This is a genomic window from Pseudomonas sp. GW823-FHT04A03, from assembly GCF_058796615.1.
In genome coordinates, this window is sequence record NZ_JBXAIV010000001.1 from 1254309 (window position 1) to 1273265 (window position 18957).

At 61.4% G+C, this 18957-nt stretch carries 16 protein-coding genes; 7 read left to right on the forward strand and 9 right to left on the reverse strand.

From position 1 onward, the window contains the following. Positions 1 to 99 precede the first annotated feature (99 nt). Positions 100 to 963, forward strand: a complete 864-nt coding sequence (locus AC1Q9F_RS05380) for a universal stress protein (RefSeq protein WP_007958823.1) — start codon at positions 100 to 102, stop codon at positions 961 to 963. Positions 964 to 1008: 45 nt separating this feature from the next. Here AC1Q9F_RS05380 and AC1Q9F_RS05385 read toward each other — a convergent pair whose 3' ends face one another. Beyond that, positions 1009 to 1479 carry a DUF1289 domain-containing protein gene (locus AC1Q9F_RS05385; protein WP_492618736.1) on the reverse strand — a complete coding sequence of 157 codons (471 nt, stop codon included), beginning with the start codon at positions 1477 to 1479 and terminating at the stop codon, positions 1009 to 1011. A 469-nt stretch (positions 1480 to 1948) separates the two neighbouring features. Here AC1Q9F_RS05385 and acnB point away from each other — a divergent pair, with 469 nt between their 5' ends. Beyond that, positions 1949 to 4558 carry a bifunctional aconitate hydratase 2/2-methylisocitrate dehydratase gene (gene acnB, locus AC1Q9F_RS05390; RefSeq protein ID WP_179695755.1) on the forward strand — a complete coding sequence of 870 codons (2610 nt, stop codon included), beginning with the start codon at positions 1949 to 1951 and terminating at the stop codon, positions 4556 to 4558. Between the two features lie 279 nt (positions 4559 to 4837). Here the strand turns inward: acnB and AC1Q9F_RS05395 are convergent, their stop codons facing one another. From AC1Q9F_RS05395 to AC1Q9F_RS05405, 3 genes are all read right to left on the reverse strand, one after another. Then, positions 4838 to 6118: an HAAAP family serine/threonine permease gene (locus AC1Q9F_RS05395; RefSeq protein ID WP_039767145.1), complete on the reverse strand. Its 1281-nt coding sequence runs from the start codon at positions 6116 to 6118 to the stop codon at positions 4838 to 4840. Positions 6119 to 6373: 255 nt separating this feature from the next. Beyond that, positions 6374 to 6544 (reverse strand): hypothetical protein, encoded by a 171-nt coding sequence (locus AC1Q9F_RS05400; protein ID WP_007958834.1) that lies wholly within the window; start codon positions 6542 to 6544, stop codon positions 6374 to 6376. A gap of 48 nt (positions 6545 to 6592) precedes the next feature. Further along, positions 6593 to 6787 (reverse strand): hypothetical protein, encoded by a 195-nt coding sequence (locus tag AC1Q9F_RS05405; RefSeq protein WP_007958836.1) that lies wholly within the window; start codon positions 6785 to 6787, stop codon positions 6593 to 6595. Between the two features lie 273 nt (positions 6788 to 7060). Between AC1Q9F_RS05405 and AC1Q9F_RS05410 the strand changes: the two genes are divergently transcribed. Together AC1Q9F_RS05410 and AC1Q9F_RS05415 are read left to right on the forward strand one after the other, a co-directional pair. Next, positions 7061 to 7444, forward strand: coding sequence for a tautomerase family protein (locus tag AC1Q9F_RS05410; RefSeq protein WP_007958838.1), 384 nt, complete (start codon positions 7061 to 7063; stop codon positions 7442 to 7444). Between the two features lie 171 nt (positions 7445 to 7615). Continuing rightward, on the forward strand, positions 7616 to 8584 hold the full coding sequence (locus AC1Q9F_RS05415; RefSeq protein WP_492618735.1) for a 2-hydroxyacid dehydrogenase: 969 nt from the start codon (positions 7616 to 7618) through the stop codon (positions 8582 to 8584). On the opposite strand, the gene tssA is transcribed toward AC1Q9F_RS05415, so the two are convergent. From tssA to AC1Q9F_RS05440, 5 genes are read right to left on the reverse strand one after another with little or no spacing between them, the layout of a single operon-like run. Then, on the reverse strand, positions 8581 to 9669 hold the full coding sequence (gene tssA / locus AC1Q9F_RS05420) for a type VI secretion system protein TssA (RefSeq protein WP_492618734.1): 1089 nt from the start codon (positions 9667 to 9669) through the stop codon (positions 8581 to 8583). The genes AC1Q9F_RS05415 and tssA overlap by 4 nt on opposite strands. Next, positions 9666 to 13487, reverse strand: coding sequence for a type VI secretion system protein (locus tag AC1Q9F_RS05425; RefSeq protein WP_492618733.1), 3822 nt, complete (start codon positions 13485 to 13487; stop codon positions 9666 to 9668). The genes tssA and AC1Q9F_RS05425 overlap by 4 nt, the downstream gene beginning before the upstream one ends. Continuing rightward, positions 13484 to 14248 carry a DotU family type IV/VI secretion system protein gene (locus AC1Q9F_RS05430; RefSeq protein ID WP_273900974.1) on the reverse strand — a complete coding sequence of 255 codons (765 nt, stop codon included), beginning with the start codon at positions 14246 to 14248 and terminating at the stop codon, positions 13484 to 13486. Before AC1Q9F_RS05430 ends, AC1Q9F_RS05425 begins: the two co-directional genes overlap by 4 nt. A gap of 18 nt (positions 14249 to 14266) precedes the next feature. Further along, the gene (gene tssK / locus AC1Q9F_RS05435) at positions 14267 to 15598 is read right to left on the reverse strand and encodes a type VI secretion system baseplate subunit TssK (RefSeq protein ID WP_492618732.1); all 1332 of its coding nucleotides are present in this window, start codon (positions 15596 to 15598) and stop codon (positions 14267 to 14269) included. Positions 15599 to 15644: 46 nt separating this feature from the next. Further along, positions 15645 to 16091: a hypothetical protein gene (locus AC1Q9F_RS05440; protein ID WP_039767163.1), complete on the reverse strand. Its 447-nt coding sequence runs from the start codon at positions 16089 to 16091 to the stop codon at positions 15645 to 15647. Positions 16092 to 16319: 228 nt separating this feature from the next. Between AC1Q9F_RS05440 and tssB the strand changes: the two genes are divergently transcribed. The 3 genes from tssB (at position 16320) to AC1Q9F_RS05455 (ending at position 18950) form a co-directional block, all read left to right on the forward strand. Further along, complete coding sequence (tssB, locus tag AC1Q9F_RS05445; RefSeq protein WP_007958861.1) at positions 16320 to 16862, forward strand: type VI secretion system contractile sheath small subunit; 543 nt, start codon at positions 16320 to 16322, stop codon at positions 16860 to 16862. Between the two features lie 29 nt (positions 16863 to 16891). Further along, the gene (tssC, locus tag AC1Q9F_RS05450) at positions 16892 to 18376 is read left to right on the forward strand and encodes a type VI secretion system contractile sheath large subunit (protein ID WP_039767165.1); all 1485 of its coding nucleotides are present in this window, start codon (positions 16892 to 16894) and stop codon (positions 18374 to 18376) included. A 76-nt stretch (positions 18377 to 18452) separates the two neighbouring features. Then, positions 18453 to 18950, forward strand: a complete 498-nt coding sequence (locus AC1Q9F_RS05455; protein WP_007958866.1) for an Hcp family type VI secretion system effector — start codon at positions 18453 to 18455, stop codon at positions 18948 to 18950. Positions 18951 to 18957 lie beyond the last annotated feature (7 nt).

The window sequence follows — 18957 nt, forward strand, 5'->3', positions numbered from 1 at the left end:
ACCACCAGCCGCCCGCGTTGATATGCATCAAGTCGCAGACGGATGCGCAGCAACTATAGTTGTGCAACGCCGTGCCTTTTCATTGCTGGAGACTCACTCATGCAAGCCATTCGCAGCATTCTGGTGGTCATCGAACCCGAACACGCGGAAAGCTTGGCGCTCAAGCGCGCCAAGCTGATCGCCGGGGTGACCCAGGCCCATCTGCACCTGCTGGTCTGCGACAAGAAGCACGATCACGCCGGCATGCTCAGCGTGCTCAAGGCCGCGCTTTTGGCGGACGGCTACAGCGTCACCACCGAGCAGGCGTGGAACGAGAGCCTGCACGAAACCATCATCGACGTGCAGCAAGCCGAAGGCTGCGGGCTGGTGATCAAGCAGCACTTCCCCGACAGCTCGCTGAAAAAGGCCCTGCTGACCCCGGCGGACTGGAAACTGCTGCGCCACTGCCCTACGCCGGTGCTGCTGGTGAAAACCGCCGGTTCGTGGAAGGACAAGGTGATTCTGGCAGCGGTCGACGTGGGCAATGCCGATGGCGAACACCGTCATCTGCATACCACGATCATCGACCACGGCTTCGACATCGCCAGCCTGGCCAAGGGGCATCTGCACGTGATTACCGCTCATCCATCGCCGATGTTGTCGGCGGCCGACCCGACCTTCCAGCTCAAGGAAACCATCGAGGCGCGCTATCGCGAACAATGCCGGGCGTTTCAGGCTGAATTCGACATCGATGACGCTCACTTGCACGTCGAGGAAGGCCCGGCGGATGTGCTCATTCCGTTCATGGCGCACAAGCTGCAGGCGGCTGTGACCGTGATTGGCACGGTGGCGCGCAGTGGGGTATCGGGAGCGTTGATCGGCAATACGGCTGAACAGGTGCTGGATCAACTGGAAAGTGACGTGCTGGTGCTCAAACCGCAGGAGGTCGAGGATCATCTGGTAGAGCTGGCGGTGAAACATTAAGCATTGTTGTGATCCTGTGGCGAGCGTATTCGCCACAGGTAATGCTCAGTCGCCCAGCGCATCCTTGAGGAAACCGGGCGCGATGTAACGCTGATAGTGCGCTTCCGACAGCAGGAAAAATTCCCGATCAATGGCATCCCGCAGTTCCGGCAGGTTCCAGTCGCGAAACTCCGGCAGCAGCACCATCCCGTAGGCTTCCAGATTAATGATCACTCGCGCGCCCCGGGCGATCAGCTGATAAGCCCAGCAATATTCCGACTGATGCGGCACAAAGCGGATCTTGCGCTGTTCCAGCTGATGGCGCAGACGCGCCGGATCGAAGACTTCGATCTTGCTCGCCATCACTTGTGACAGCAATTGCTCGAGACGCAGCCAGACCGCGCGCTTTTCTTCCTCGTTGTAACCGTTCCAGTGGATCACTTCGTGGTGGAAACGCTTGCAGCCACGGCACACCAGATCACCGTAAACGGTGGAGCAGAGGCCGACGCAGGGGGTCTTGATGGTCTGATTGGGCATAGAATGGGCAGAACACTTGAAACGCGGAACAGGTCGGCATGTTAGCCCTTTGTCCGCCATTCATCACCCCTCAAACGTCAGGGACAAGCGCTGGATCAAGGTTTGCCCCAGCCGCGCACAACGCAACCAAAGTCCAATAGAGCGCGACTTACCTTTAAATTTTTTTTGCCGTAGAATCAGCCAGCCTTTTTAGGCGCCAATGTCCGTTAGAAGCTGTTTTCAAAGCGTCACGAGCACAGTCGTTCCTTCAGAGCGGTGTTGGCGTAAGGTTTTTCCAGCGGGGAAAAGCCAAACGCCAACCCTCATCAGCTCCCCGTTCTGCAGGCGTAAAACTTTGAAAGCAGCTTCTGTAAGGAATTGCCGGTAATTCTGGCCGAACGACCCACAACGTCGTGAGGAGCATGAGTACGGCAATTTCGGGATGAGCGTCCCGGACACCCATTTGGGACCACTGATGAGGGTAATAACTGTGCTTGAAGCCTACCGCAAACATATCGAAGAGCGTGCAGCCCTGGGTATCGTTCCCCAGCCGCTTAACGCCGAACAAACTGCAGGCCTGGTCGAGCTGCTGAAGAATCCTCCGGCTGGCGAAGAAGCTTTCCTCGTTGACCTGATCACCAATCGCGTACCACCAGGAGTGGACGAAGCCGCCTACGTCAAGGCCGGTTTCCTCTCCGCACTGGCCAAGGGCGAAGTCTCCTCCCCTCTGCTGGACAAGAAGCGCGCTGTAGAACTGCTCGGCACCATGCAGGGCGGCTACAACATCGTGACCCTGGTTGAACTGCTGGACGACGCCGAGCTGGCGCCAGTGGCCGCCGAAGAACTCAAGCACACCCTGCTGATGTTCGATGCCTTCCACGACGTGGCTGAAAAAGCCAAGAACGGCAACGTTCACGCCAAAGCCGTGCTGCAATCCTGGGCTGACGGCGAGTGGTTCAAGAAGCGCCCTGTGCTGGCCGACAAGATCAGCCTGCGCGTCTTCAAGGTCACCGGCGAAACCAACACCGACGACCTGTCCCCTGCCCCAGACGCCTGGTCGCGTCCAGACATCCCGCTGCACGCCCTGGCCATGCTGAAAATGGCCCGTGACGGCATCGTTCCGGACGAGCAAGGCAAGACCGGCCCGATGAAGCAGATCGAAACCATGCGCGGCGAAGGCTTCCCTATCGCCTACGTCGGTGACGTGGTCGGTACCGGTTCCTCGCGTAAATCGGCGACCAACTCGGTTCTGTGGTTCTTCGGCGACGACATCCCTTACGTGCCGAACAAGCGCGCTGGCGGTTTCTGCTTCGGCAGCAAAATCGCTCCGATCTTCTACAACACCATGGAAGATGCCGGCGCACTGCCAATCGAGTTCGACGTATCGAACATGAACATGGGCGACGTGATCGACCTGTACCCGCACGCAGGCAAAGTCTGCAAGCACGGTACCGACGAAGTCATCACCACCTTCGAAATGAAGACCCCGGTCCTGCTGGACGAAGTCCGCGCCGGCGGCCGTATCCCGCTGATCATCGGCCGTGGCCTGACCGAGAAGGCTCGCGCCGAACTGGGTCTGCCAGCGTTCGACCTGTTCAAGAAGCCTGAAGCTCCGGCTGAAAGCACCAAGGGCTTCACCCTGGCGCAGAAAATGGTCGGCAAGGCTTGCGGTCTGGCAGAAGGCAAAGGCGTTCGTCCTGGCACCTACTGCGAACCGAAGATGACCACCGTAGGTTCTCAGGACACCACCGGTCCAATGACCCGTGACGAACTGAAAGACCTGGCGTGCCTGGGCTTCTCCGCTGATCTGGTGATGCAGTCCTTCTGCCACACCGCGGCTTATCCAAAGCCGATCGACGTGACCACCCACCACACCCTGCCTGACTTCATCATGACCCGCGGCGGCGTTTCCCTGCGTCCGGGCGACGGCATCATCCACTCGTGGCTGAACCGCATGCTGCTGCCGGACACCGTCGGTACCGGTGGTGACTCGCACACCCGTTTCCCGATGGGCATCTCGTTCCCGGCCGGTTCCGGTCTGGTCGCGTTCGCCGCTGCCACCGGCGTCATGCCGCTGGACATGCCGGAATCGATCCTGGTGCGCTTCAAAGGCAAAATGAAACCTGGCATCACCCTGCGTGACCTGGTTCATGCCATTCCTTACTTCGCCATCCAGAACGGTCTGCTGACCGTCGAGAAGAAAGGCAAGAAAAACGCCTTCTCCGGCCGCATCCTGGAAATCGAAGGTCTGGAAGGTCTGACCCTGGAACAGGCGTTCGAACTGTCCGACGCCTCGGCCGAACGTTCGGCTGCCGGTTGCACCATCAAGCTGTCGAAAGAGTCGATTACCGAGTACCTGCAATCCAACGTCACCCTGCTGCGCTGGATGATCGGCGAAGGCTACGGCGACGCGCGTACCCTGGAGCGTCGTGCTCAAGCGATGGAAGCCTGGATCGCCAACCCGCAACTGATGGAAGCCGATGCCGACGCCGAATACGCCGAAGTCATCGAAATCGATCTGGCCGACATCAGCGAGCCGGTACTGTGCGCGCCGAACGATCCGGACGACGCCCGTCTGCTGTCCAGCGTTGCTGGCGAGAAGATCGACGAAGTGTTCATCGGTTCGTGCATGACCAACATCGGTCACTTCCGCGCTGCCGGTAAACTGCTGGATCAGGTCAAGGGTCAGCTGCCAACCCGTCTGTGGCTGTCGCCGCCGACCAAGATGGACGCTCACCAACTGACCGAAGAAGGCTACTACGGCATCTACGGCAAGGCCGGCGCGCGCATGGAAATGCCAGGCTGCTCGCTGTGCATGGGTAACCAGGCACGCGTTGAGCCGAACAGCACCGTGGTGTCGACTTCGACCCGTAACTTCCCGAACCGCCTGGGCGACGGCGCGAACGTCTACCTGGCTTCGGCTGAGCTGGCGTCCGTTGCTTCGATCCTGGGTCGCCTGCCGACCGTCGAGGAGTACATGGAATACGCTGGCAAGATCGACAGCATGGCGGCCGATGTTTACCGCTACCTGTCCTTCGACCAGATTGCCGAGTTCCGTGAAGCTGCTGCGAACGCCAAGATTCCGGTCGTTCAAGCCTAACGCTGCAACGCAATGAAAAACGCCGCCCATCGCGAGATGTGCGGCGTTTTTTATGCCTCCGCGTTGATCGTTCCCACGCTCCGCGTGGGAATGCAGCCAAGGACGCTCTGCGTCCTGAACCGTGACGCAGAGCGTCACAAGAGGCATTCCCACGCAGACGGTTCGACGCCTCGACGTGGGAACGATCAATTACAAACCATACAGGCACAAAAAAGGCCGACCTGCGAGGCAGATCGGCCTTTCTTTTTCACAAGATCAAACGGGATCTTGTGTTGAACCTCAAGCAGTCAGCGAGTAGATCAACGCCGAAATCGCCACCAGACCCACTGCGGTGACAAACACGTTCGACATCTGCCCACGATAACGGGCCATCGCCGGCACTTTGCGGATCGCGTACATCGGCATCAGGAACAGGATCGCCGCGATGACCGGGCCACCGATGGTTTCGATCATGCCGAGGATGCTCGGGTTCAGGGTCGCCACGATCCAGCACACCACCAGCATGAACGCCGCCACGATTCGGTCCAGAGCCTTGGCGCCCGGGCGCTTGCCGCTTTTGACGATCAAGCCTTTCAGACCTTCGCTGGCACCGATGTAGTGGCCGAGGAACGACTTGGAGATCGCCACGAATGCAATCAGCGGCGCCGCGAACGCGATGGTCGGGTTGCTGAAGTGGTTGGCCAGGTACGACAGGATCGACAGGTTCTGCGCCTTGGCTTCCGCCAGTTGCTCCGGCGACAGGGTCAGCACGCAACTGAACACGAAGAACAGCACCATCACCACCATCAGCAGGTGTGCGCGGGACAGTATCTGCGAGCTGCGCTCATCCGCGTGAACGCCGTACCGACGCTTCTGATCGACCGCAAACGCCGAGATGATCGGCGAGTGGTTGAACGAGAACACCATCACCGGAATCGCCAGCCACAACGTGTGCAGCAGCGCCGACGGTGCCGGCACTTGCGAAGCGGTGGTCAGGATGCCGCCGTTCCAGTGCGGAATCAGGTACACCGCCAGGAACAGCAGCGCGACGATGAACGGATACACCATCAGGCTCATGGCCTTGACGATCACTTGCTCGCCGCAGCGCACCACGGCCAGCAGGCCGAGGATCAGCACGAACGACAGCAGCGCGCGCGGTGGCGGCGTGATGTGCAGTTGGTGTTCGAGGAAACTGGCGACCGTGTTGGTCAGGCCAACGCTGTAGATCAGCAGGATCGGGAAGATCGCGAAGAAGTACAGCAGAGTGATCAGCGCGCCGGCCTTGATGCCGAAATGCTGTTCCACCACATCAGTGATGTCGGCGCCTTCGCGACCGGAGAGCACGAAGCGGGTCAGGCCGCGGTGTGCGTAGAACGTCATCGGGAAGGCCAGCAGCGCGAGGATCACCAGCGGCCAGAAGCCACCCAGACCTGCGTTGATCGGCAAAAACAGGGTACCGGCGCCGATGGCCGTCCCAAACAGTCCCAACATCCAGGTAGTGTCATGGCGATTCCAGCTCGACAGTTCGGCTGGTGCTGCCGCTTCAAAGCGTTGTTCGACGCTATTGGCCTGATCATTCATCCGGTCGGATCTCCGCATTCCGGTCACTTGCCACTCGGTCAGGACGCGTCGGAAAAAACCGACAGACATGCTCCGGCCGAAACAGGGGCGCGATTCTCCGCGATAAATGAGCAGAAGCAAAGACTTAGCTGAGGAATGGTTGTACGGAGCAGATCGGAGGCTTGTCGTTTTCAGGAAAAAGCCTGTCGGCGCCAGATACGCGACATGTCGCTTTATGGCATGTACCGGCGCCGAATAAGCCATGGGAAAGCCCGATCAGATCGATCGGGCCAATATGAAGCCGAGGAACATGCAAAAGATGCCCAGACCCATCAACCCCCAGATCGGGCGCATTTCTTTCCTGTCTTTGATACGTATTTTTTCGGCCCACTCATCGTGTTCCCGTTCCAGTTGTTCCATTCTGGCTTTGGCGTCATAGGTGCTCATGTTGATTTCCTTTTGGGTCATGTGTCTGAAGATTGCGAAAACGAACGCTCAAAACTTGAAAAAGACGCCTGCCAATGCCGCGCTTGCCGTCAACACGCCGGCCACCACCGCAACCGGATAAAAATACGTCTCCCACTTCAGCTTCTTCTGTTCCGCCATAAGCTTCTGCCGCTCAGCTATCAGTTTTCGCGTTTCGTTATGCAGCCTGTCGAGTTCCAGGTTTTCGCGGTTGTTCTGAAGCATTGGCCTTCCTTGGCTGATGGCAATTTCCGTCCGGATTACTGCTTCGTCATGAAGAACGCATCCCGTCCTGCTCTCTATAATTCCGCGCTTCTCACCCCGCCGTATAGCGGATGAATCCGGCAGCACTCGTAGGCAACATCCGTAAATCCCGCAGGACGGTGCGTCCATTTCCTAACGCTTTTAAACAACCTCACCGTCTGGCATTTTTCGGCTATACCCAATGGCGAATTGACTGACATCCCCGTCCAGTCCCCTCGCCTGTGGAGCCATCCCATGCCTCTCGTCCGCGTCGACATCAAGAAAAACCCGGACCCGACGTTCGCCAAACGCATTGGCGAAGTGATCTACGCCGCCCTGCGCAGCGAGATCAATGTGCCGGAACACGACAATTTCCAGGTGCTGGCCGAGCACGACGACCAGCACTTCGTCTATGACCCGCAATACCTGGGGATCCAGCGCAGCGACGGCATCGTGTTCATCCAGCTGACCATCAGCGAAGGCCGCACCGTGGAGATGAAACAACGGCTGTTCCAGACCATCGCGCGCAACCTGAACCAGCAACTGGCCGTGCGTCAGGAAGACGTGTTCATCAATCTGGTGGAAGTGAAAAAAGAGAACTGGTCATTCGGCAACGGCATCGCCCAGTACGTGACCTGATTCTGTGACCTCCAGCGCCGACCTCACCTTCTGACGAAGCACCCGCACGCTCCCCGCATCAGCTCCTACACTGCCTGATGCGGGGCCGTGCCAGCCATTGCCAAACTGCTCTGGAATCAGCACTCTGAACCGACTTTTGCGCCCAAGACAGACGATCACAGGAGCCGAGCAATGCCCGCCACCGTTCTGGTACTGGTTGAAACCATCAATGACTATTTGCCGATCCTCGAACGTCAGGGTTTTCACCTGATTCTTGCGCCGACCCCACCCGAGCGCGCGCAAGCCATCGCCACCCACGGGGCGCGGATCGACGCGGTGCTGACCCGTGGCCCGCTGGGTTTATATGCTGAAGAAATCGCGGCCTTGCCCGCGCTGAAAATCATCTGCGTGATCGGCGCCGGTTACGAGCAGGTCGACCTGCAAGCCGCCAGCGACCGTGGCCTGACCGTGACCAACGGCGCCGGTGTCAACGCTTCATCGGTGGCCGACCACGCCATGGCGATGCTGCTGGCGCTGGTGCGTGACATCCCGCGCTGCGATGCCGCCGTGCGTCGCGGCGAGTGGCCGAAGATCATGCGCCCGTCGCTGGCCGGCAAGCGTCTGGGGATTCTCGGTCTGGGCGCGGTGGGGATGGCGATTGCCAAACGCGCGGGCCTGGGCTTCGACATGGAGATCAGCTACCACAACCGCCAGGTGCGCAGCGACGTGCCTTACGCGTTCTGCTCGACCCCGACCGAACTGGCCCGGGCCTCGGATTTTCTGGTGGTCGCCACGCCCGGCGGCATCGGCAGCCAGCATCTGGTGACCCGCCCTGTGCTCGATGCTTTGGGGCCCAACGGTTTCATCGTCAACATTGCCCGCGCCAGCGTGATCGCCACCGCCGACCTGATCAGCGCGCTGGAACAGCGGCGAATCGCCGGCGCGGCGCTGGATGTGTTCGATCACGAACCGCAAGTACCCGATGCGCTGAAGGGGCTGAGCAACGTGCTTCTCACCCCGCACGTCGCCGGGCTGTCACCGGAAGCCACCCAAGGCACCGTGGAACTGGTAGGCAAGAATCTGGTGGCGTTCTTCTCCGGGCAACCAGTACTGACGCCGCTCCAGCTGCCGCCGAAACTCAACAACCAGCGCGTGCACTAAAGCACGCCGAGCAAGGTCCACAGACGCCGGGATTCGGCGTCTGCCGAAATCAGCTCGCCGAGCAGCTCGCTCAACGGCTTGTTGCCCCACTCGACCCCGCGCCGGATCAGATACGGCACCGGGCTGTGGGGCTCGGTGCGGGCCAGGTACTCGGCGATCAACAGCAATTGCCGATAAGCCTCTTCGCGGCTGGCCGGTTCGCGCGGCACTGGTGCGGCTTCGGGCGTGGCCGTGACAGACGCTTCAACCGTCGAGACCGCGACCGGCGCAGGCGGCGGTGCCGACAGTGGTTGTTGTGGGTGCATGGCGATGAACTCCTGAACCAGGGTCAACAACGCTTGAAGGGTGTCCTGCAACGGCCCGAGCCCCGGCCCCTGATCCCCCAGATACGCATCGCACCAGGCATCCAGACGCTGCAGGTGTTGCAGGCTCAGCAGCAGATTGCCTTGATGGCGCAGCCAGAATGCCATGGGCGTGGCCCGCACCTGTTCGATGAGTTTCTTGTGTTCGCTGCGCGCGGTCTCGGCCGACGCCTTGGCGCCTTTGGAGTCGTTGGCCTGCACCTGCTGCACCTGAATCCGCCGCCAGGTTTCGAGGGTGTAACCCTCAAAATCGCTGTTGTTGGCGCCGAATAAAGGCACCCGAGTCAGCAGCACTTCACTGTAGCGACGCACCAGCCACTCCAGCGGAATCGCCCGCCACGACTGGTCGCCGTCGTCGGCCTGCGGGTGCAACTGTTCGGGATAGCGCTCACACAGACCGGCGATCAGCGCCAGACTGCCCGGCAGCCCATCGAGTGCCTGCACGTGCAGCCAGGCCTCGCCCAGCCAGGCACTGAGCATCAAGTCCTTGCTGCGTTCGAGCAATAACGTGGTAGTGAGCCGCTCGACTTCCGGCCAGTTGGCGCGTTTCAGGGTCGACTGCCAGACACCCGTGGGCAGACTCGCGTCGTCCTCGCGGCGCAGATCGCGCAACTGGTCGTACTCGCGCTCATAGCGCAGATCCGCACCACAGGGCGCATCGTCGCTGATGGGCGCGAGCAACTGATCGATCAGGTCCGGCAACGGGGTCGAGGGCAGGCTCACAAATCCTCCTTCTGGGCTTCAAGGGCGGCGGTGGTGCCGGTCACCTGAAACGGTGAACGCGGCGCGCGGGTCGGCAACGGTGGAATCGACAATGGCAATTTCGAGCCCTGACTCATCAGCGACACGCGCACGAACATCCGGGTGAATTCGCTGGTGACGCTGTCGTTCTGCGCGGTAACCGGCAGGCGCAGGCTCAACGGAAAATCGGTGTAATCCATGCTCGGCTGGCGCTGCACCGAGAAGTGCGCACGCATCAGGCGCAGCAGCGACCACGGCCCGCCATACTCCCAACCGGCTTCCAGATCGCGCACCACCAGGTTTGGTTGCAGCGGGTCGTTGACCGGACGCTCCTTGCCGTTGCGCGCCCAGCGCAAGGTCAGGCGGATCGGCTGACCGGGCATCCAGCGCAGGTTCGGCTGATCGGCAGCGGGATAGCTGATCTGCTGATTGCCGGCCAGCAAGCCCCAGGCAATCACTTGATCGGCGCCCTTCTCTTCTTCGCGATCGGTGCGCCAGCGCACGTCCAGCTCGACGCCGAGAATGCCGCTCTTGTCGCGCACGAACAGCGGCGTCAGCCAGACGCTGGCCTGCTTCACTCGGTTGAGAAAATCTTCCGCCGCCAGGCGCTCCGGAGTCTGGCTCAGGACCAGTCCGGCCTGGGCCACCGGCAAGCGCTTGTCGATGATTTCCAGAAAGTGCTGGACCCGCGCCGGGTCGGCATCCTGCGCCTGCACGCCGTTGGCAAACGGAAAGCGTTCAGCCAGATACTGATTGAAATAGCCGGCCAACTCGTTCCACGCGGCGGCCGCCTGTTGCTGTTGCAGAAACTGGCAGCGTTGCAGGGCCGACTGTTGCAACTCCACCGCCCGCATCGCCAGGGTGCCGCGTCCGCCGGTCAGATTGGCGGTCTGCAACACCTGCACGCAGGAACCGGTGTCCATTTCAATGAAGTCGCGGCTGACCAGTTGCTCGATCTGCGCCGGCGAACTGGCGGGGTTGGAATCCTTGTATTTGAGCAATTCGTCGTTGAGCGCGCTGAACTGGGTCACGCGCTCGTAATCCAGCGCCGACAGGTTGCCCTGCTGGGTCTTCAGCCACTCCAGCGCCGGGGCGCGACGCTCGGTGATGCCGAGCATGGTGTTGAATTGCTGTTTGAGGCTCAGCTTCAGATCCTGCACATCGCTGGCGCCGTAGAGTTGCAGGCCGAGGTTTTTCGAGCCGTCCCACTGGCTGATTTCCGTGCGGCCACCGAACAGCGGCTGCGCGGTGATTTCATCCAGCCCGCCAACGATCTGCGCCATCGCCCGGCGGTTCAACGCCCCTTGCAGACGTGCCGCCAGATCACTGCGATGGACCTCGACAAAGGCTTTTTGCAGGTTCATCGCCTGCACGGCCTGCACGTTGAACACCGCGTAGGGATGAGTCTGATCATCGTGATCCTTGAGACTCAACCACATCGCTTGCGCGACGGCGGTTTCGGCCGCTTGCAGCAACGCTTCGCGATAGGCCGGCGGAATGCGCGGCAGCTCTTCGGCGACGTAGCTTTTATAGCTGGCGAAATAATTCAGCGATTCGTTGAGGTCATCGCCATCCACGGTCTGGCCTTGCCGGTTGACGCTGTCCTGACTGGCGCGCAAGGCAATCGAAACGAAGTCACGCTTGAACAGCGCCTGCACCGCGTTGTTGAGCTTGACCACCTGATCCTGCAACGCCAGTTGCCCGCTGCCCTGCTGCACCAGCAGATTGCCCCGGGAGCCCACCTGGGCGATCCATTGATCGCGAAAACTCTGCTGCAACTTGCCGGCCTGCGCATCGAGCTGCTGTTCGACGGCCGGACCGAGCAATGAACTCTTGCGCACCTTGTCGAGAAATTCGCGATAACCCGGCACCAGCTCCTGGCCCTTGCCGCGACTCCAGGTCGAGTTGGTCAGGGCGATCGCCGCTTGCAGGTCATCGATCAGCGCGCGCAGGTCTTCCAGTTCGGTGAGGCTGTTGCCACTCCCGGCTTCAAGCTGTTCCAGGTGCAACTTGAGGTAGCCGGCCTTGCTGACGAAGTTGTCGGCCAGAAAATACTGATCGAGCCAGCGCTCCATCAGCCCGGTGAAATTGCTGACGATCAGCGGCCGTTCAACGCTCAGATCCAGCGCCTGCAAGTCGCCGCCATCATTGGCCGCAAACAGTCGGTTGTAGTAGGCGGCGTGGGGCAAAGTGCCGGCGTTGAGGTTCAGCGACAAAGCGCTGTTGCTCAGCTGCGCCAGGTCTTCCAGCGGCGCCCGCTGATTGTTCTGCACCTGGGCGAACAACTGGTTCTGTTGTTCCAGACGCAAGGCCCGCTCGACCAGATCCGTGGCCTTCTGATAATTCTGCCACTGCGCCGGGTCTTCGCTTTCGACGCTGGTGCGCCGGTCGGTGGCGCGGATCGCCTTGATTTTCGCCAGCTCCGCGACCAGCAGCTCGTGCAGCGGTTGCAGCATGTGGCGCTGGGTCGACCTGAACACTTCCTGTTCGAGTCGTCCGTCCAGCGAGGAAAACCACGACGTAGGAAAGGCCAGCGAAACGTAGTGCCAGTGCGGCGCCCGTTCCAGCACCCGCCAGAAGTTCTGCACGTTGCGCCGGGTCGGCTCGACCCGATGCTCGTCGTCGGTGACCGCCACGTAATTCTTCTGCGCGCCTTGCAGCAGCCGCGCCAGTTCATGGGCGTCCTTGACCGACGCCTGCCAGACCCAGAGCATCGCCACCGCCCAGACCACCCCGACCACCAGCGCCACCCCGGCGGTGACTCGCTGCCAGCGCTGGCGCAGGCGCAACAGGCGCGGTACGCCTTGGGCCAGCCCGCGTTCGCCGACTATTCGCTGACGCCACAACTGCCGCACAAACGCACTTTGCTGCAGGCCGCTGTCATCGGCAGAAAAACCGTCCAGCGCATCGTCCGCCGGCTGATTGGCCGTCAGGTAAACGCCACGAAAACACGGTGCTTCGCCCTGGGCATTGCCTTGAAACACCGGCTCGAGCACGTTCTGCAAACCACGGCGCAGGGTTTCCAGACGTTCCGGTAAGGCGTACAGATCCGCACTCAAATGCCCGGACAAGGTGCCGATTTCAATCACCGCTTCCGCCACCGCACGGTGCAGCCGATCCAGCGCCTGATCGCTCCATTGCCCCTGCCACACCGCATCGCGGGCATAGGGCGACGACCAGCCCAAGGTGCGATCGCGGGCCTCGTCCGGCAAGGCGCTGATCAGCTCCTGAAACCCCGGCAGTTCTTCCAGCCCGGTGATGACGACGTACACCGGCAGGCTCAGACCAAAGCGTTGCAACAGATCGATGAAACGCCGACGCGCCGCCAGCCCCAATTGCGTGGCCTGTTCCAGATTGCTCAGCCGACTGACCGGCACCGTCCAGATCACCCCATCCAGCGGCCGCTTGCTGCGCAGGCGCAGTATCAACCCGAGCAAGCGCCACCAGCCGCCGCGTTGCAGGTGCATGCCGTCTTCCGGCAGAAACAGTGCCTGGGGCACCACCAGCACCGCGCCTTCGGAGTCCGACCACCAGCGACCGAACCACGCCGGTTTGTCGGTGGGCTGCAAACGCCACTGAGTGGCGAGTTGCGCGCCTTGGGTTTCATCGCCGAGCATCAGCAGCCACGGCATCTGATACCGGTCGTGGGCACCCTGCTCCTGTTCCATGTGCCGCACGGCGGCGTAGAAACTGCGGATCGCTGCGCCGCTCTGGGTGCGCAGCCACCACACCGCCACCGCGATGATCACCAGCAGCAAAAGGATGGCGACCACCCAGGCCACGATCGTCAGGGTACTCATGAGTCTTGCTCCGGCGCCGTCAGCGTGTCGGGCGCCTGCAACACCGGCTCCAGTTCCTGACGGATGTCACGCCACAGAAACTGCCCGAGCCCGGTCAGCAGCAGAATCATCGCCAGAATGCCCAGCGCCAGACGAAATCCGTCGGGCAACGCCGTGCGTACCGGCAACTGCAGGGGTGTCGCCAGCGAAGGCTGTACCAGTCGCTGACTGACAGCGGCGTAATCGGCCTCGTCCTGCCAGGCAAACGTGAACAGGGCCCGCCGCCATTTTTCCCGTTGCACCTGGCCCTGCTCACCGCGCAGGCGTCCGTGGAAACCGAGGATCAGACACTGCAAATACACGTTGGCCAGATCGCGGGTGGTGGGCTGCTGTTCATCGAGCAGAGTCTGGATCGCCGCCGGCACTTGCTCGCCGGCCTGACGGCTGGAATACAGTCGCGACTCCAGGGGCTTTTCCTGCCAGGCACTCTGGCCCGGCCAGGGGCTGAACAACAAGGTCTCATCGACCAGCGCGACAAAGGCATACACCAGCGCCTTGACCTGTTCGGTCGCCGAATCACCCACCTTGGCAAACGCGGTACGCCACAGCCGTTGCGAAGCCTGGGTCGAGAGTTCGACCACGGTTTCGACCAGCGCCGCTTCGTCCTCACTGTCCTTGGGCAACTGGCTCCAGTCCTGCGACCACTGCTGCCACGTCTGGCGGAACGCACTGCTCAGCGGAGCGTCCTGCAACCCGAGGCTTGCGGCACTTCCTTGCGACATACGACGTTCCTTGTGTGATCAGGCACGTTCACTGTTCTGGGCGACAAACAACACCACTTGCCACGGACTGCTGGTCAGTTTTGTCGCTGGCGCGGCGATCATCAGCGGCAGTTGCGCGTCGAACCAGCTGCCTTCGGCGGTCACCACAAACAACCGGGTGTCGTCGCCGACGCTGTAGGCCACCTGCTCGCTGCGGCTCATGGCCTGATGCGTCAGACCGCTCATGCGCTGGCGGCTGAGCAACGCAATGTGCGGTGCCGAAGCGATGATCGCGCCCCGCAGCCATTCACCGGCTGCCTGCTCGCTGGCACCGTTGGGCATGCGCAGGCCGATGACCAGGCGTTGGCTCGGTTGCTCGTCCGGCAACTGAATGGAAAAGCTCTGCTCACCGCGCTCGAACGCAATGCTGCGATATCCGGCGCGGATCAGTTCCAGGGTGTTTTCCAGCCAGTCGAGCAGCGGTTCGTAACCGCGCTGCAATTCGAGAAAATCTAGTGGCGCAAAAGCCGGTACGCCCGCCAGCGGATCGAGCGCCGACCACGCGCCGGCGAGTCCCAGCAGTTGCACATAAATGCTTTGCGGATGAGCGACACGGCTGATCAACGCCCCTTCCACTTCCGGCAGCCGCGCCCACAACGCCGTCATCTGCCGACGGATTTCCAGCGCGTCATCCTGATTGCCGGCCTGCTGTGCCTGGCGCAATCGCCCGCCGAGAAACAGACACTTCTCCCGCGCCCGCGCGCAGAGCCCGGCCACCCGACGACCCAATGGCGATTCCGGCAGTAGGACCGGTGTCGGCGGTGTGTAAGGCAACGGCAGAAAACCGCCGCCCTCCTTGCGGATTTTCAGCAGCGGCAGGCAGATTGAATCGGCTTTGTTCAGTTGCGTGCACAGGCGTGGATTGGGACGCCACACCGTGATCGATTCAGGAAATTCGCCGCTGGTGAGATCCGGTAACGCCTCGCCGACCACCGATTGCAGACGCCCCTTGAGCGGCAGTAACTGCCCGGCGCGCCACAGCGGACTGATCGCCAGATAGACTGTCACCGTCGCATCGTCCGTAGCGTCGATCGCGGCAGCGACGTCCAGCTCCAGCGTCGGGTCGACGCCGACTTGCAGATTGACCGGCAGACCGTCCGGCATCGTCCCTTGCAACGACAGCACCCGCACCACCCCGGCGCTCATCGCCGACGGGTCGAACTCCATGTGACTGACGCCGAAAAACCACGGATTGCACGCCTGAGCCAGATGCGCGCCGAGCGCCTCGGCCCGCAGGCCCTGTAACTGAAAATGCTGTGGCAGCAATTGCATGCCTTCATGCCAGCAGACCGCGTCAGGTAGCAGACTCATACGACTCCCTTCGACTGCACCGCGAACCGGCGGCGGACGGTGTGTTTCAGTTTTCCTTGCTGACCAGGCTCATCTCGCGACTGTCGAACTTGAGCCATGCGTCGCTCTGATCGTCCAGCCGCAGGCGGTGCGCTCCGGGAGTGTTATAGCTGGCGAAGACCAAAAGTCCAGCCGCCCGCTTGCCCCCCAAAGGGAACGGCTGGCGGTCGATGAATTGCCCCGGCACCAGCTCCAGTCCCCACACGCTCATCAGCTGACGATAGTCGCGCTGGTACTGCTCGCGCTCGGCAAACCACTGGCGGGCACTGATGCCCGACAGTTGCTTGAGCAGATCCGGATCGTTGACCGCGATGAAATCCACGGCAATCGGGGTGTCGTCATTGGCCTTGGGAGCGACGTCGAGGGTCAGGCTGTCGAGATCGACTTTCGGCCCGAAAAACGAACAGCCGGCGAGCAGCGCAAACCCGATCGTTAGAAAAAGTCGTGCAGACAAAATGAATTTTCCTTTTCGCCAGTCAGTCCAAAAAAGTTTTTCGCTTGCATTTTTATAGACCTGTTCTAGCGTCTTGGGTAGTTCGGTTCCTACAGCCGAATGAGGAAGGTTTGTCAAAGGAACGACAGGTCATCTGCCACCCTTTCTAACCTGTGGTCCAGCAAGGGAAAGCGATGAACGGGCCTCCCCGATGCATTGCGCCCGCTCATCGCATCGGAGTCCGCCGACATGGCAGAAAGTACCCAGCACAAGCTCGACCGGGTTCGCCCGCCCCGAGTGCAAATCACCTATGACGTCGAAATCGGCAACGCCATCGAGAAAAAGGAATTGCCGCTGGTGGTCGGCATCCTGGCCGACCTCTCGGGCAAGCCGCTCGAACCATTGGCAAAACTGACCGAACGCCGTTTCACCGAAATCGACCGCGACAACTTCAACGACGTCCTCGCCTCCATCGCCCCCCGCGCCACGCTGCAAGTCAACAACACCCTCAGCGGCGACGACAGCAAGCTCAACATCGAACTCAACTTCAAGCACATCGACGACTTCGACCCGGTCAAGGTGGTGGAGCAAGTCACGCCGCTGCGGCGTCTGTTCGAAGCCCGCCAGCGCCTGCGCGACCTGCTGACCAAACTCGACGGCAATGATGATCTGGACAAGCTGCTGCGCGACGTCATCGCCAACACCGAAGGCCTGCAAGAGATCAAGTCGGCCCGCCCGGACACCGCTGTCCCGGCCGCTGATGCCGAAGCTCCGGCCGAACCGCAAGCCTGATCGTCCACCTGACCGAGGAAGAATTCGCCATGCCCGCCGCCGCCCAGAATCAAGCCAGCGAAAATGCTGCCGCCGAGACTTTATCCCTGCTCGACCGAATCATCGCCGAGGGCCGCATGGCCCATGACGACAGTCAGCAGGATTACGCCCGCGACATGCTCGCGGAATTCGCCACCCAGGTGCTCGACGAAGGCATGGCCATCGACAAGGACACCGTGGCGATGATCAACGACCGCATCAGCCAGATCGACGAGCTGATCAGCGCCCAGCTCAACGAAGTGCTGCACCACCCGGACCTGCAAAAACTCGAAGCGTCCTGGCGTGGCCTGCACATGCTGGTGCAGAACACCGAAACCAGCACCCGGCTGAAACTGCGCCTGCTCAACGTGACCCAGAAAGAGCTGCAGAACGATCTGGAAAAAGCCGTCGAATTCGACCAGAGCGCCCTGTTCAAAAAGATCTACGAAGAGGAATACGGCACCTTCGGTGGCCATCCGTTCAGCCTTTTGGTCGGTGATTACACCTTCGGCCGCCACCCGCAGGACATCGGCCTGCTGGAAAAACTATCGAACGTCGCTGCGGCCGCCCACGCCCCCTTCATCGCTGCTGCCAGCCCACGGCTGTTCGACATGAACAGCTTCACCGAACTGGCCGTGCCGCGTGACCTGTCGAAAGTGTTCGAGAGCCAGGAGCTGATCAAGTGGCGCTCGTTCCGCGAAAGCGAAGACTCGCGTTATGTCTCCCTGGTGCTGCCGCACTTCCTGCTGCGCCTGCCTTACGGCCCGGACACTTCGCCAGTGGAAGGCATCAACTACGTCGAAGACACCAACGGCACCGATCACAGCAAATACCTGTGGGGCAACGCCGCGTGGGCGCTGTCGCAACGCATCACCGAAGCCTTTGCCAAGTACGGCTGGTGCGCGGCGATCCGTGGCGCTGAAGGCGGCGGCGCGGTTGAAGGCTTGCCGGCGCACACCTTCCGCACCAGTTCCGGTGATCTGTCGCTGAAATGCCCGACCGAAGTGGCGATCACCGACCGCCGCGAGAAGGAACTCAACGACCTCGGTTTCATCGCCCTGTGCCACAAGAAGAACAGCGATATCGCGGTGTTCTTCGGCGGCCAGACCACCAACAAATCCAAGGTCTACAACACCAACGAGGCCAACGCCAACGCACGGATCTCGGCGATGCTGCCGTACGTGCTCGCGGCCTCGCGTTTCGCCCATTACCTGAAGGTGATCATGCGCGACAAGGTCGGCAGTTTCATGACCCGCGACAACGTGCAGACCTACCTCAACAACTGGATCGCCGACTACGTGCTGATCAACGACAACGCCCCGCAGGAAATCAAGGCGCAGTACCCGTTGCGTGAAGCGCGGGTGGACGTCACCGAAGTCGCCGGCAAGCCCGGTGCCTATCGCGCGACGGTATTCCTGCGGCCGCACTTCCAGCTCGAAGAGCTGACCGCGTCGATCCGCCTGGTCGCGACCCTGCCGCCACCGGTAGCCGCCTGACCTGTACGCGCCCGCAAGATTTCTTGCGGGCGCTCCCCTGTTTGCCTGGCACGACACCTTTCAGGAGTTTCAAGCGATGGATGCAATCATTCTCGACCTCGGCGGCGACATCAAAGGCGACAGCCTGCTTGAGGGTTACGCGGACAAGATCGAAGTCATGTCCTACAGCCACAACGTGGCGATGCAAGTCACCAACGACGTCAGCAACTCGGAGCGCACCTCCGGCAAGCCCCACGTCGGCGAGTTCACCCTGACCAAATTCGTCGACACCTCCACACCGTCGCTCAACGAATACTGCTGTGCCGGCAAGCCGATCCCGGAAGCCAAGATCACCATCGGCCGCAACGCCGCCGAAGGCAGCGGGCAACTGCTGCCCTTCATCATTTACACCCTGACCAACGTGGTGATTTCCAACGTCAGCGTCAGTGGCGGTACCGGCGGCAAACCGGTGGAAACCCTGTCCCTGAACTTCACCAAGATCAAATGGGAACTCACCGCGCAGAAAGACGACGGCACCAAGGAAGGCACGGCTGCCTCGACCTGGGACATGGCCGCCAACAAGCTCGTCAGCTAACCCGGCG

Coding starts and splice junctions, on each gene's coding strand:
- AC1Q9F_RS05380 (WP_007958823.1), top strand. CDS start 100: ATGCAAGCCATTCGCAGCATTCTGGTGGTCATCGAACCCGAACACGCG.
- AC1Q9F_RS05385 (WP_492618736.1), bottom strand. CDS start 1,479: ATGCCCAATCAGACCATCAAGACCCCCTGCGTCGGCCTCTGCTCCACC.
- AC1Q9F_RS05395 (WP_039767145.1), bottom strand. CDS start 6,118: ATGAATGATCAGGCCAATAGCGTCGAACAACGCTTTGAAGCGGCAGCA.
- AC1Q9F_RS05400 (WP_007958834.1), bottom strand. CDS start 6,544: ATGAGCACCTATGACGCCAAAGCCAGAATGGAACAACTGGAACGGGAA.
- AC1Q9F_RS05405 (WP_007958836.1), bottom strand. CDS start 6,787: ATGCTTCAGAACAACCGCGAAAACCTGGAACTCGACAGGCTGCATAAC.
- AC1Q9F_RS05410 (WP_007958838.1), top strand. CDS start 7,061: ATGCCTCTCGTCCGCGTCGACATCAAGAAAAACCCGGACCCGACGTTC.
- AC1Q9F_RS05415 (WP_492618735.1), top strand. CDS start 7,616: ATGCCCGCCACCGTTCTGGTACTGGTTGAAACCATCAATGACTATTTG.
- AC1Q9F_RS05425 (WP_492618733.1), bottom strand. CDS start 13,487: ATGAGTACCCTGACGATCGTGGCCTGGGTGGTCGCCATCCTTTTGCTG.
- AC1Q9F_RS05430 (WP_273900974.1), bottom strand. CDS start 14,248: ATGTCGCAAGGAAGTGCCGCAAGCCTCGGGTTGCAGGACGCTCCGCTG.
- tssK (WP_492618732.1), bottom strand. CDS start 15,598: ATGAGTCTGCTACCTGACGCGGTCTGCTGGCATGAAGGCATGCAATTG.
- tssB (WP_007958861.1), top strand. CDS start 16,320: ATGGCAGAAAGTACCCAGCACAAGCTCGACCGGGTTCGCCCGCCCCGA.
- tssC (WP_039767165.1), top strand. CDS start 16,892: ATGCCCGCCGCCGCCCAGAATCAAGCCAGCGAAAATGCTGCCGCCGAG.
- AC1Q9F_RS05455 (WP_007958866.1), top strand. CDS start 18,453: ATGGATGCAATCATTCTCGACCTCGGCGGCGACATCAAAGGCGACAGC.